This is a genomic window from Micromonospora sp. NPDC093244, from assembly GCF_040683695.1.
Classification (GTDB): Bacteria; Actinomycetota; Actinomycetes; order Mycobacteriales; family Micromonosporaceae; genus Micromonospora.
In genome coordinates this window covers 873235-885812 of record NZ_JBFBEO010000001.1, presented here as the reverse complement: position 1 = coordinate 885812, position 12578 = coordinate 873235, and the positions used below count along the sequence as shown (strand labels likewise).

The window sequence follows — 12578 nt, the reverse complement described above, 5'->3', positions numbered from 1 at the left end:
CGGGAAAACAGTCAGGGCGTGTAGACGATCGCCATGCGGGTGATGGCGCCGAGCTCGGTGGCGACCGCGACCATGGGCCGCTTGTTGAGCGCGAACCACGCGGCGAACTGTTTGCCCGTCATGGGACACGTGCCCCCCTTCTCCGGGGCGTCCATACACACGTCCCCCTCGGCGTCCTCCCACGTGAAGTAGTCGACCTCGTCGGCGAGCGGAACGGTGACCTTGGTATGACTTTCCTCCGTTATGAACGCCTGGTGCGTACACCGGCCGTCCGATCGTTCGATCTTGAAGGCCCGGCAGTACGCGTCGCCGGTCATGAAGATGACCGGTTCCACGACGGCGGATGCGTTCGCCGGGTCGTACGAGTGCAGCGTCACCACCGACGTGGTGCTGCCCTGGGTGAGGTCGGCGAAGCGGGGCTGCGGTACGGTCGCGTTGCTTGACGGCATACCTGTGGGGGTGCCCGGCGGGTCGCTCGCGGGCCCGCCGACACCCGAGACGGTCGACGGTGACGCGGTGGGTGTGGAGGAGGCGTCCGGCGAGCCGGTGCCGCATCCGCCGACCACCACGACCAAAAGCAGCGAGCCGATTAGCTTGCGTCTCATAGCTTCGTGACCTCCACACGGGCGAACGCGGCGCGGGCGTCGCCGCTGATGACGTCATCGATGACACCGAGTGTCATCCGGCCGGACGTCAGGGACGGCGGCCCGAGCGTGGTGGTGATCAGTGGCGCACCGTCGACCTCGACAGTCGCCTTGTCGCCCTGCACGACGACTCCGACCCGGCGTGCACGTCCCAGGACGGCTCCGGCAACTGCGGCCCGCGTCTCCTGGGTGACGCGGTCGTCGGTGTCCACGCCCAGTCGGACCTCGGTCTCACAGAGCGACACCAGGTAGGCGTTCGCACCGGCCACCCGGAACCAGATCGCCGCACACGCTCCCGGGGTGAGGACCGTCGCGTCGACGCTGACCGTCTGATCCTTGAAGGAGTCCTGCGGACCGTGGCAGCGGTACACCGCCGACATCCCGGTCCGGGCCTCGAGCCGCCCGTCGCCGAAGACGCACCGACCCTCGGGCTCTCCGCGGCTCTCCGTCCACTGGCCAGGCCGGTCCAGCCGGTCGATGATCGCCGGACGTCCCGCGACCCGGCTCGACGATGACGTCGGCCCGGGTGTGCCCGCGCCTCCCGTCGCGGTCGGAGCGCCGCTCTGCCCATTCCCGGCCACCCCCAGCCGGGGCAGCAGCTGAGCGGTGAGGACCCCGGTCACGCTCAGCGCCAGCACTGCCACACCGGCCAGGACCATCCGCCGCACCCGGCCCGGCCGTCGGCGGCCGAAGCCGAGCCGCCTGGTCTGCCGGGCCGCCGTGGCTGCCTGGAGCAGCTCCGGGCGGATCAGTTTGGTCTTCACGTCGGTATCCAGGTCCAGCAGCAGGTCGAGCAGTTCGTGCGCGGTGGGCCGCTCCGCCGGGTCCTTGGCCAGGGTACGGGCCACCACCTCGCGCAGCCGGTCCGGCAACCCGGACAGCTCCGGCGGCTGGGTCAGGATGCGGGCCGCAGTCGCCGCGGGCGAATCGGCCCGGAACGGGGTACGCCCGGTGCCGGCGTACGTGACGACCGCGCCCCAGGCGAACACGTCCGCGGCCGGGCCAACCACGGCACGGTGTTCGGTGTCGAAGCGCTCCGGCGCCATGTACGCGACCGTTCCGACCATCTGATCGGTACGGGTGTGCTGACTGGTCACCTCGAAGGCCCGGGCGATGCCGAAGTCGATGACCTTGGGGGTGCCCAGCGCGAACAGCACGTTGGCCGGCTTGAGGTCCCGGTGGATCACCCCGGCGCCGTGGATTGCGGCCAGCGCTGTCGCCACCCCGACCGCGACGCTGTGCAGACTGCCCCCGCCGAGCGGGCCGTTGCGGGTGATCACCTCGGCCAGGCTGGGGCCGTCCACGTACTCGACCACCAGGTAGGGCGTCGGATGGTCGGGGTCGGCGTCGAGCACCTCGGCCGTGCAGAACGGCGGGACCTGCCGGGCCCGGTTGACCTCACTGCGGAACCGGCCGCGGAACTCGGTGTCGTCGGCGTACTCGGGCCGGATCATCTTGACCGCGACCAGCCGGCCGTTGGCGTCCTGCCCGAGATAGACCGCGCCCATACCGCCCTGGCCGAGCCGTCCGATCAACCGGTAGCCCCCCAGGTCCACTGGATCACCCGGCAGGAGTGGATCAGTCACGCGCAGGACCTTACATCGAAGCCACGAGTCGCCCGCACCTGTCGGCCACACTCCATAAGCCTCGCTATCAGCGGGCGGCGAAGGGCTCGATCGTGGACGCGGTCGAGCCGCAGATCCGCAGCAGCTGCGGCCGTTGTTCCGCCGCCCGGACCCGGCTCAGCGGACGGAGTATCTGCCTGGTGAGCTGGCGCAGTGCGAGCTGTGGTTCCCGCCGGCGGACGTGCGTTGGGTTTCGGGCAGGTCGGCCGACCGCCGGTCCTGGTGATGGTGTCCGGGTATTCGCGGTGGTTGTCGGCGGTGATGATCCCGACCAGGCAGTCGCCGGACAGACCTGCTGGTCGGACCCTGGACGCTGATCTCCGGCTGGGGCGAGTGCCGACGTGCTGGTGTGGGACAACGAATCCGCGGTCGGGCAGTGGCACTTATCGGCCGCTCGCGCGCTGGGCGAAGGCGTGGCCAGGGCGGCCGCGAAGCTGGGGATTGACCGCGTCAAGCCGATCACTCTCCTGGGTGTCTCCGCGCTGGGCGAGCCCGACCTGTCGGTCGGAGGCCGCCACCGTCACCGACTGACACCTGCGCCCCAGAGGTCGACCGCAACGCAGTTCTCGCGTTCTTCGTCGGCGAGCCGCCGAAGGAACCGATCCGATTCGGTTGCTCCAGCTCGGCCGGGGTGGCCAGCCGCAACCCCGCTCGGCGGTGAAGCAGGATCTTCACGGCTCCATCGTCGATATGCTGCTGGAGTGCCGACCTCGCCTCCCGAGAAGGGGGTTATCTGGGAAGAGCTGTTCTTCGACCTGGCCTTCGTGTTCGCGCTCACCCAGTTCTCCCACATGCTGCACGAGGATCACAGTTGGGCGGGCATCGGCAGGGTGTTGCTCCTGTTCGTAACCATTTATTGGGCCTGGGCCGGCACCACCATCTATACCGACCAACGTCATGTCGGCAACGCGCTCGACCGGGCTGGGGTCTTCGCCCTCGGACTCGGCAGTCTGCTACTGGCCCTGACGATCCCCGGCGCCTTTGATGATCAGGGCCTGCTGTTCGTCGGTGTTTACCTGGCGATGCGGGTACTGCTGGCGGCATTGGCCTTGCGCACCCCAGGCGGCTGGCGGTCTCCGGTCTTTCGCCCTTACGGGTCGGGTCTGGTGGCTGGTCCGCTGCAACTGGCGGGTGGCCTGTTCAGCGGTTCGACGCGAATAGTGCTCTGGTCGATCGCGGTGCTCGCCGATGTGGTGGGCACCGCGCTGGGCCGACGGACGCTCGATAAGGTCCGAGTTCGGCCGCTGCACTACACACACCGCTATGGACTGTTGATTATCCTCGTGCTCGGCGAGTCGGTAATCCAGGTCGGAATGGTAGCCGTGGGCGAGCCGCTGACCCTCGCCCGGTTGGTCGCCGTATGCCTCTCCTACTCGCTGGTCTGCGCACTCTGGTGGGCGTACTTTATCTACGGTCTTCGGGCCTTCCGGCAAGCGGTGGCCCAGAGCGCACAGCAGGCAGACATCCGCCGCTCCGTCATGGTCTACGGTCACCTGCTGTTCAGTTTCGCGATCATCATGGTCGCCGTCGGCCTGTCCGAGGTAGTGATGGAGCCCCTCGAGCCGTCTCGGGCCAGCGAGGGGACCGTGCTCTTCGGCGGCGCCGCGCTCTTCCTCGGCACCTTCGCCTACACCCACTGGCGGATCCATCGACAAATCGCGAGACGGCAGATCGGCGCAAGCTTGCTCTGCGTGGTCCTGCTGCCACTAGCGCCCCTCGTGCCGGCCCTGGCCACCCTGGCGACCCTCTTCGCGGTGGTCGCCGGAGTGAGCGTGCTGGAAGAGATCATCATGCACCGCCGCCCGCTGATCGGGGAACGCGCTACGAGGGGCGAAACATGTGGCGACCCGGATCACGTGGACGAGGGCCCCGTGGTGCGGGAATGACGCCATCCGACTCCCGCAACGCCACAGTGTCGCAACCACCTACGAGAAGACCCCACCCCAGTGGTCAGGCGTTGCTGCTCCCGGGATGGCTGGCGCCGGCCGGCGTCTCGGTTGCCTGAGGCCACGTCCGTAGGCGTGCGCAGACCTATGTAAAGCGTTACGGCTCACCCTTTTGGAGTCCGCCGCAGTTCCGTCGCCGAAGTCGTCGACCGGCTCCGGCCGCGGCTGTAGACGTTCCCCGGTGGGTACGTCGACCTGCCCGACGCGCCGCGGCCCGACCCGGACACCTCGGCACCGGTGCGGTACCTGTACGACCACCTCGACCAAACGATCACCGCCCTATGTGCGGCCCACTACCAGCGAAGAATGACTCCACCAGGTGTGGCTGGAGTACCAAGCGCCGTTCAGCACCAGAACATTTGACCCCGTGGTCGAGTTGCGATGGTTTTGCGGTCAACCTCGCGGCGCTCGGTCCGCAGGAACGTTGCGACGCTGAGCTGCACGGCTCGGCGGGGCGGGGATGGTGCCGTCAGTACGAGTCGTGGCCGCCGCAGCCTTGGATTTGCGGCGGTGGAGCGTGAGAGTCATGACCAGCACGACCAGCGCTCCGACGATCAGCCCGAGGATCGCGCTGGCCACCGTGTTGACGAGCCAGCCGACGAGCCCGCCGAGAACACCCGTGGCGTCGTGGGCGGCGACCTCCACGTGGTGCACGGCCTCGTACAGGAAGTGCAGGTTCAGCTCGTTCGTGCCTAGCAGCAGGATGTGCCCGCCCACCCACAGCATCGCCGCGGTGCCGACTACCGTCAGCACGGTGAGGACCACAGGCATCGCCCTCACCAGACCGCGGCCGAACGTGGCGACGGCGCCGGAACGTTGCGACAGGCGCAGCCCGGCGTCGTCCATCTTTACGATCAGGGCCACCACGCCGTACACCAGGGCGGTTATGACGACGGCGACGACAGCCAGGATCACCAGGCGGGACCAGAACGCCTGATCGATCACCTCGTTGAGGCTGATGACCATGATCTCCGCCGAGAGGATCAGGTCGGTTCGTACCGCCCCCGACACCAGTGTCGTCTCGTCCTGCACCTTCTCCTCGCCCGCGCCGGAGGCATCATGATGGGCGATCTTGGCCCACACCTTCTCCGCGCCTTCGTAACAGAGGTAGGCGCCGCCGAGCATGAGGATCGGAGTGAGCAGCCAGGGCACGAACTGACTGAGCAGCAGCACCGCCGGCAGGATGATGAAGAACTTGTTGCGCAGTGACCCCAGGGCAATGCGCTTGATGATCGGCAACTCGCGCTCGGCCGCCAGGCTCCGCACGTACTGCGGCGTGACGGCAGCATCGTCGACGACGACGCCCGCAGCCTTGGCGCCGGCCTTCGCGGCGGCCGCCCCGATGTCATCGATCGACGCGGCAGCGGCCCGGGCCAGCACCGCCACGTCATCCAGCAGGGCTACGAGTCCACCCGCCAAGGGGAGGTCCTTCCAGGGTTGCACGGAGTTCGAACTGGCCCATTCTCGCCCAGGTCCCCGCACGCGGCACGCCACCGCCCGGCCGCATCCCGGGCGAGAGCTCGAGGTGAGCGACTCTCGCGCTCGGCCGACGACCCGCCCGCGTCCGGGTCATCACCTGGCGCCAGCTCAGGCAGCCCGGACTTCTCGCCGAAGCTCTTGTTCGAGGTGAGCAGCGTGGAGCAGGCCGAACGGACACGAGCCGAAGCTGATCTTCAAACCACCCAGCAGACAGAGCCGCGCCGGATGAGCCGCTCCCAGATCGCTGACCTAGTCCGAGCGCTCGGCGACATCGTCGCCGTGCTGCGCGACGTCGACCCCGACGACAAAGCCGAGGTCTACCGGCAACTCGGACTGCGACTCACCTACCAGCCCGACAACGCAAACGGTGCGCGTTGAATTCGATCTCAACACGCACCGTGGAGCAAATCTTTGGTGTCCGAGGGGGGACTTGAACCCCCACGCCCTATACGGGCACTAGCACCTCAAGCTAGCGCGTCTGCCATTCCGCCACCCGGACCTACACGTTCAGCCTACCTCGCCGACCCTGATGATCTTTCACCGGAGGGCCGGCCCAGCGGGCCGCACGGGGAGTTACTGTACACGCCGCTCGTGGATCATGCACATCGCCATGCACCCGCCTCGCCTGAGTGCTCCCACCGCAGCTCAGGGGTGCTCGTCGAGGTCATCCGCGCCGGCCGAAGGCAGGTCCGGGTAGCGGCCGGCCACCCTCTGCCGGCAGCATGGGCGCGTGCCCCATCCCTCTCCCCTGGCGGCCGCCCAGCACCGGTCCCTCGCCCTGCGCGCGGCGGGCGATCTGAGCGCCGCCCGGCAGTTGCTGGCCGATGCCGTCGAATCGGCGCGTCCGATGTTCGGCGAGGACCACCCGGAGATGCTGCACACCGCGCATCTGCTGGCCCGTCTGCACCGGGAGGCGGACGACCCGCTCGCGGCCCGCAGGGTGCTGGAGGAGGCGTTCGCGGCGGGCGAGCGTCGGTGGGAGCACTCCGACCCGATGCTGCTCGCTCTCGCGTTCGAGCTGGCCGAGGTGGCCGAGGAGTTGGGCAACCGGCACGAGGCCCGCCGCAACTACACCCGGGTGGTCACCGCCGGGCCCGCCGCGCTCGGTGAGCACCACCCGGCGGTACGTGCCGCCCGCGCCTACCTCGGCGACGCCGCCCCCGCGTCGGCGACGGGCACGGTCCGGACGGAGACAGGCAGCCAGTCGGCGCTCTCCGGTCCGACGCTGTCCCTGGCGACCTTGGCCGCGATGCGGCCGGCGGCGGGCGGTGCCCCCGGGCCCGCGTCACGGTGGGCTCCCCCGCAGCCGCCGGCTACGTCCCCACCGACATCTCCGGGGGTACGCGCACCCGCCGCACCCGCCGCCCGTACGGGCGCCACCGCACCACCGGTATCCGCACCCGTCCAGCCGCCACCCGCCGCACCCGCCCCGGCACAGACCACCACGCCAGCGCAGCGCACCGCCCCGGGGCAGACCCCCGCACCGGCACAGCCCACGGCACCGGCGCAGCTCCGGTCCGCCCCGATCCCGCAGCAACCAACCGCGCCCGCGCTACCGCCGCGTCAACGCGTCCACGCGACTCCTCCCGCGCCGCCGGCGACTGGACCGGCGACTCCGGCCCAGGTCGGAGTCCAGGCGACGCAGCCAACGGGCCAGCCGCCCCCACACCGGCCGTCCGGACCGGCCGTCCCGCCACGCCAGCGCACAGCGGAACCGGCGCCCCGCCCAGCCGTCGGCGCGCCGCCCGGGCCGTCGACCCCACCGGCACCGAACTCGGTCGCCGTACCGCCGGAGCCAGCACCCCGTTGGGACAATCCGACGGTCCAGGTACGGCAGATCGAACCGCTACTCGCCGAGGAGGCCGCCCGCACCGCAGCCCGGCCCGGCGGGACGAGCGGATCAGGTACGGGTGGACCCGTCAGCGGAAGCGAATCCGACAGGACGCAGCACGAGGCCGGACCAGTGCGGCCGGCCAGCGGACCGCCCTCCCCCACGGCCGGCACTCCACCCGCCTTCCCGCAACCGACCTCCGCGCCACCGGCCCATCCGGTGTCCGGTCCACCCGCGCACCCCCATCCCGTCTCCGCACCACCGGCCCACCCCTATCCGGTCTCCGGGCCACCCGCCCAGATGTTCCCCGTGTCCGCACCGCCGGGGCACAGCCACCCGGTGTCCGGGCCGCCGGGGCATGGTCACCCCGTCTCCGGGCCACCCGCGCAGGAGCAGCCCTACCCGGTGTCCGCGCCGCCCGGCTACGGACCCGTGTCCGGGCCGCCGTACCAGCACCCCATCTCGGCGCCGCCGGTGAGCGCGCCTCCCGTACCTCCGTGGGGGTTGACCGCACCGTCGTGGAGCGGCGGCGGCACGGCGGCGCAGGCCCAGCCCCCGGTGAGCGCCGCTCCGGCGGACACCGCCGATGGCGGACCAGCCGCCGGGGGTGGGGACGTGTCACCACCTCACCCGGCCGACGTCGCGATGTCCGACGCGACTGTCGTGATGCCGGCCGTCCAGCCGGCGAGTAGCGGCTCGCCCGGGGGCGACTTCCGGGCGAACGCGCCGGCCGAGCAGCACCCGTACCCCGTCCAGGAGCCGTACCAGCCGTACCGGCAGGCGTACGCCGATGAGGGTGGCGGGTCGACGGGCCGGAACCGGGCGACGCTGATTGGCGCGGTCGTGGCGAGCGGGGTGGCAGCGGTGGCGCTGGCCGGCCTGGGTGCGGTGGTGTTGACGCGCGACGACCCGCCCCCGGCCGGGACCGGGGCGCCCGCGCCGACGGTGGCGGTGACGGCGACCGGGCCGCCGCCGGGTGACCTCAAGCTTCGCGACGACTCGGTCACGATCACGTTGAGCTGGACGGACCCGAGCGACGGGGCGGTGCCGTTCATGGTGGCCGGCGGTCGGGCCGGGTCGGCGTTGGGGGTGATGGCCACGGTGGACCCGGGCCGGACCAGCTACACGGTCAACGGGTTGAGCCCGCGGGTGGACTACTGCTTCACGGTGCTGGCGGTGTACTCCACTGACAACTTCGCGACCTCGGGGCAGGTGTGCACGACGCGGGAACGGTCCACGCCCCCGAGCTGACCTGGTCGTCCACACCGCACACGCTGGGTATCCACAGAGGTGACGGTGCGGGTTCCCCCCGCCCCGGCCGGGCCATATGATGGCACCCGGCTCAGGGGAGGGGTTGCCGCGAGGCGCGCCACCTGCCACGACTCAGGGGAGGCAGCCGGCTGTGGCCAGCATCGACGACGCCATGCGGACTGACGCCCCCCGCTCCCGGTCCCGGCTGCGCGGTGGGCTGGTGACCGTCGGCACGGTGACGGCGCTGTTGGCGGCCATGGGGTTGACCGTCCTCGGGTTGGGGGCGGCGGACAACGCGGTGGCCAACTACGACGCGAGTTCCTGGCTGTGGAGCGCGGCGCGCGGGGAGCTGGCCCGGGTCAACGGGGTCACGGCCCGGGTCGACACCCGCACCGAGGTCGCGGGCACGCGCCGGCACCCGATGCAGGTCACCCAGACCGATCGACTGCTGATCCTGCGTGACCTGCAGAGCGGGCAGGTCAGTTCACTTGACCTGGCCACCCTGCAACTCACCGCGACGACCCCGACCACCCCCGGCCTCGGCGTGAGTGTGGCTCTGCACGAGGACGCGGCGTTCGTCGTCGACGCCGTGCAGGGCATCGTCCGGCAGCTCGATCCGCGTTCGTTGACGCCTGTCGGCGAGCCGGTGCGCTATCCCCCGGGCATCACCGGCGGCACGTTCGACGGCGAGGGGCGACTGTGGATCGCGGTGCCCAGCGAGGGCACCGTGTCGGCGGTGACCGCCGCGAAGTTGCCGTCCGCGGCGGCGTCGGGCACGCCGGCCGGCGGCGGACTCAGCCCGGAGCGGGTCGAGACGTACGACGTCGCGGAGCCCAGCCACGAGCTTGTCGTCTCCACCCTGGACGACGGGGTGGCGGTGCTCGACCGTACGGCCGGCAAGCTGGTGCGGGTGCGGCGCGGTGAGGTGCGCCCGACGCCGTTGACGCTGCCCGGGCCGGCGGCGCTGCCCGCTCGCACCAGCGGGTCGCGCGTCCCGGTCACCGTGACCGGGGACCGGCGGGTGCTGGTGGTGGGTGACGGTGGGCAGGAGCGGGAGTTCACGGTCCCGGGCAGTGGTGACCGGCTCAGCCCGGCGGTGGCGTGGGCGGACCGTTTCTACTGCGCCGACGAGGCCACCGGCACGATCTACTCCTTCGACGCCGGCGGCCAGCTGGTCGACACCATTCGTGGCCGGGCGAACGGGCCGCTGGAGCTGGAGGTCCGCGAGAACCACCTGTTCATCAACTCCCCCGACGCGTCGACCGCCCGGGTGGTGGACGACAAGCACCAGGTGCGCGAGGTCGACAAGTACGCCAACGACGTGCTCGGCGGTGACCCGCCGCCCGTTCCTCCGCCGCCGCCCCCGCCGAAGAAGCCCCGGGTGGGCAAGCCGAGCGCGCCGCGCAGTGTCACCGCCGCCGCCGGCAACGCCCAGGCCCGGGTGAGCTGGCGGCCGGCCGCCGCGAACGGCGCCGAGATCATGAAGTACGTGGTGGAGGGCGCCGGTCAGCGCCTGGAGGTGGGCGCCAACCAGCGCGCGGTGGAGGTCAAGGGCCTGACGAACGGTGAGACGTACCGGTTCGCGGTGCACGCCGTCAACGCCAAGGGTGAGGGCCCCTCGCGCAGCAGTAATCCGGTGACCCCGACCGCCGCCGTGCCCGACCCGCCGGCCAGCGTCACCGCGCAGGCGCGGCCGGACGGCACGGTGGTGGTGAAGTGGCCGGCGGCGAACGGGCAGGGCAACAAGATCGCGAAGTACGCGGTGACGGCCAGCTCGGCGGGTACGAACGCGCCGGCTGGTGAGTCGACGAAGACCGAGCTGGTGGTGCCCGCCGGGGAGCTGGAGTTCGGCACCCAGTACGCGTTCACGGTGGTGGCGGTCAACAGCAAGGGCGCCGGTTCGGCGGCCTCACCTGTCAGCAACACGGTGGTGCCGTTCGCGGCCCCGGGCAAGCCGCTCGACCTGCGCGCCGGTACGGTCGCCGACCAGCCGGGCGCGGTGAACGTTCAGTGGGCGCCGGCGCAGGCAAACGGCCGTCCGGTGACGAAGTACCTGGTGGACGTCGGCGGGCGGGTCAGCGAGGCGACGGACACCAGTGCCACTGTCACCGGGCTGGGCAACGGCCAGAACGTCGCGGTGAAGGTGAAGGCGGTGAACGAGGCGGGGCCTGGCCCGGAGGCCACCACGACGGCGCGTACGGTCGCCGAGCCGAGGGTCACGGTGACCGGCTCGTCGGCGACCGCCACGTCGGCGACCGTGACGTTCACTGTGGACGCGGGCGGCGGAAGGGCCACCTGCTCGGTGAGTACGCCTGGGGAGCCGGCGAAGGCCGGGGCGTGTTCCAGCATCACGGTCCCCGGGCTGACGCCTGGCACGAAGTACACGTTCACGGTGACGGCGAGCAACGCCGCCGGTAAGGGCACGGCCACGAGGGCGCAGCAGACCGAGCCGCTGTTCGGCATCGCCACCTGCAACAACGGCCCGGACGGCGACCAGCGCACCTACTGCAACAAGGAGATCGCCGGTAAGCGCAACGGCAACGAGGTCTTCTCCGTCCCTCGGCAGGACAACGACAAGCAGGTGGGCTGGGCCAAGCCGGGCCGCCGGCTCCAGGCGTACTGCAAGAAGTCGGGCGAGGACGTCGACTCGTGGATCTACAACAACCAGAAGCGCAGCACCTGGTGGGTGCAGGTCGAGTTCGAAGGGAAGAACTACATTCCCTGGGCCTGGCTCAACCTGGAGGGCGGCGACAACATCAACGTCCTGCCCACCTGCTGAGCCACCAGCCAAGGAGCACCGCCGACCGTGAACATTCACGAGCCGCTCACCCAGCCGGAGGTGCAGGGCTTCGCCTCCCTGGCCGCCCGGCTGGCCGAGAACGTCAACGCGGTGGTGCTCGGCAAACCGCAGGTGGTGCGGCTGGCGTTGACGGCGCTGTTCGCGCAGGGTCACGTGCTGCTGGAGGACGTGCCCGGGGTCGGTAAGACGACACTGGCGCGGGCCATCGCCGCCACCGTGAAGGGCGAGTGGCGGCGCATCCAGTTCACGCCCGACCTGCTCCCCTCGGACGTGTCCGGCGTGACCATCTTCAACCAGGCGAGCAGGGACTTCGAGTTCCATCCGGGGCCGGTCTTCGCCAACATCGTCATCGCCGACGAGATCAACAGGGCGTCGCCGAAGACCCAGTCGGCGCTGCTGGAGGTGATGGAGGAGCGCACGGTCACGGTGGACGGTGTCCGGCATCCGGTGCCGTCGCCGTTCCTCGTGGTGGCCACCCAGAACCCGGTGGAGATGGACGGCACCTACCGGCTGCCCGAGGCGCAGTTGGACCGGTTCCTGGTGAAGCTCTCCGTCGGTTATCCGGACGAGGCGGTCGAGGTGGAGGTGCTGCGCGGCGCGACCGTGCGGTCCCCGGAGGCGCTCGCCCCGGTCACCGACACGACGACAGTCGGGGAGATGGTCCGGATGGCCCGTCGGGTGCACATCGCCGAGCCGCTCTACGCGTACGCGGTCCGGTTGGCCGCCGCCACACGTACCCACCCGCAGGTGCGGGTCGGTGTCAGTCCCCGGGGGGTCATCGCGTTGACCCGTGCGGCGTGCGCGTACGCGCTCATCGACGGGCGGGGCTGGATCATGCCGGAGGACCTGAAGGCGCTCGCCGAGGCGGTGTTCGCGCACCGGCTGCTGCTCACCCCGGACGCCCAGGTGCGCGGGGTGACCGCGGCGGAGGTGCTGCGCCAGGCCATCGCGTCGGTGCCGGTCCCGCTGCCGTCGGGGCAGCCGGCGCCGGTGCAGGGCTGA

At 71.0% G+C, this 12578-nt stretch carries 8 protein-coding genes, 1 tRNA gene and 2 pseudogenes; 7 read left to right on the top strand and 4 right to left on the bottom strand.

Annotation, left to right across the window (positions count from 1 at the left end; genetic code table 11):
• Positions 1-11 precede the first annotated feature (11 nt).
• Together AB0N27_RS04025 and AB0N27_RS04020 are read right to left on the bottom strand one after the other, a co-directional pair.
• Positions 12-605 carry a hypothetical protein gene (locus AB0N27_RS04025; protein ID WP_364362870.1) on the bottom strand — a complete coding sequence of 198 codons (594 nt, stop codon included), beginning with the start codon at positions 603-605 and terminating at the stop codon, positions 12-14.
• Positions 602-2230 (bottom strand): serine/threonine-protein kinase, encoded by a 1629-nt coding sequence (locus AB0N27_RS04020; RefSeq protein WP_364362869.1) that lies wholly within the window; start codon positions 2228-2230, stop codon positions 602-604. The genes AB0N27_RS04025 and AB0N27_RS04020 overlap by 4 nt, the downstream gene beginning before the upstream one ends.
• Positions 2231-2289: 59 nt before the next feature.
• Here AB0N27_RS04020 and AB0N27_RS04015 point away from each other — a divergent pair.
• From AB0N27_RS04015 to AB0N27_RS04005, 3 genes and pseudogenes are all read left to right on the top strand, one after another.
• Positions 2290-2649 (top strand): annotated as a pseudogene (locus AB0N27_RS04015) (IS21 family transposase); the annotation flags it as partial.
• Between the two features lie 21 nt (positions 2650-2670).
• A pseudogene (locus AB0N27_RS04010) lies at positions 2671-2775 on the top strand (RidA family protein); the annotation flags it as partial.
• A gap of 195 nt (positions 2776-2970) precedes the next feature.
• Positions 2971-4155, top strand: a complete 1185-nt coding sequence (locus tag AB0N27_RS04005; RefSeq protein ID WP_364366050.1) for a low temperature requirement protein A — start codon at positions 2971-2973, stop codon at positions 4153-4155.
• A gap of 453 nt (positions 4156-4608) precedes the next feature.
• On the opposite strand, the gene AB0N27_RS04000 is transcribed toward AB0N27_RS04005, so the two are convergent.
• Positions 4609-5634 (bottom strand): DUF808 domain-containing protein, encoded by a 1026-nt coding sequence (locus AB0N27_RS04000; RefSeq protein ID WP_364362868.1) that lies wholly within the window; start codon positions 5632-5634, stop codon positions 4609-4611.
• A 216-nt stretch (positions 5635-5850) separates the two neighbouring features.
• Between AB0N27_RS04000 and AB0N27_RS03995 the strand changes: the two genes are divergently transcribed.
• Positions 5851-6072: a hypothetical protein gene (locus tag AB0N27_RS03995; RefSeq protein WP_364362867.1), complete on the top strand. Its 222-nt coding sequence runs from the start codon at positions 5851-5853 to the stop codon at positions 6070-6072.
• A 34-nt stretch (positions 6073-6106) separates the two neighbouring features.
• Here the strand turns inward: AB0N27_RS03995 and AB0N27_RS03990 are convergent.
• Positions 6107-6193, bottom strand: a tRNA-Leu gene (locus AB0N27_RS03990).
• Between the two features lie 231 nt (positions 6194-6424).
• On the opposite strand from AB0N27_RS03990, the gene AB0N27_RS03985 reads away from it, so the two are divergent.
• The 3 genes from AB0N27_RS03985 to AB0N27_RS03975 all read left to right on the top strand — a co-directional run bounded on the left by AB0N27_RS03985 (position 6425) and on the right by AB0N27_RS03975 (position 12578).
• On the top strand, positions 6425-8776 hold the full coding sequence (locus tag AB0N27_RS03985) for a tetratricopeptide repeat protein (protein ID WP_364362866.1): 2352 nt from the start codon (positions 6425-6427) through the stop codon (positions 8774-8776).
• A gap of 172 nt (positions 8777-8948) precedes the next feature.
• On the top strand, positions 8949-11555 hold the full coding sequence (locus AB0N27_RS03980) for a fibronectin type III domain-containing protein (protein ID WP_364366047.1): 2607 nt from the start codon (positions 8949-8951) through the stop codon (positions 11553-11555).
• A gap of 27 nt (positions 11556-11582) precedes the next feature.
• Positions 11583-12578: a MoxR family ATPase gene (locus tag AB0N27_RS03975; RefSeq protein ID WP_364362865.1), complete on the top strand. Its 996-nt coding sequence runs from the start codon at positions 11583-11585 to the stop codon at positions 12576-12578.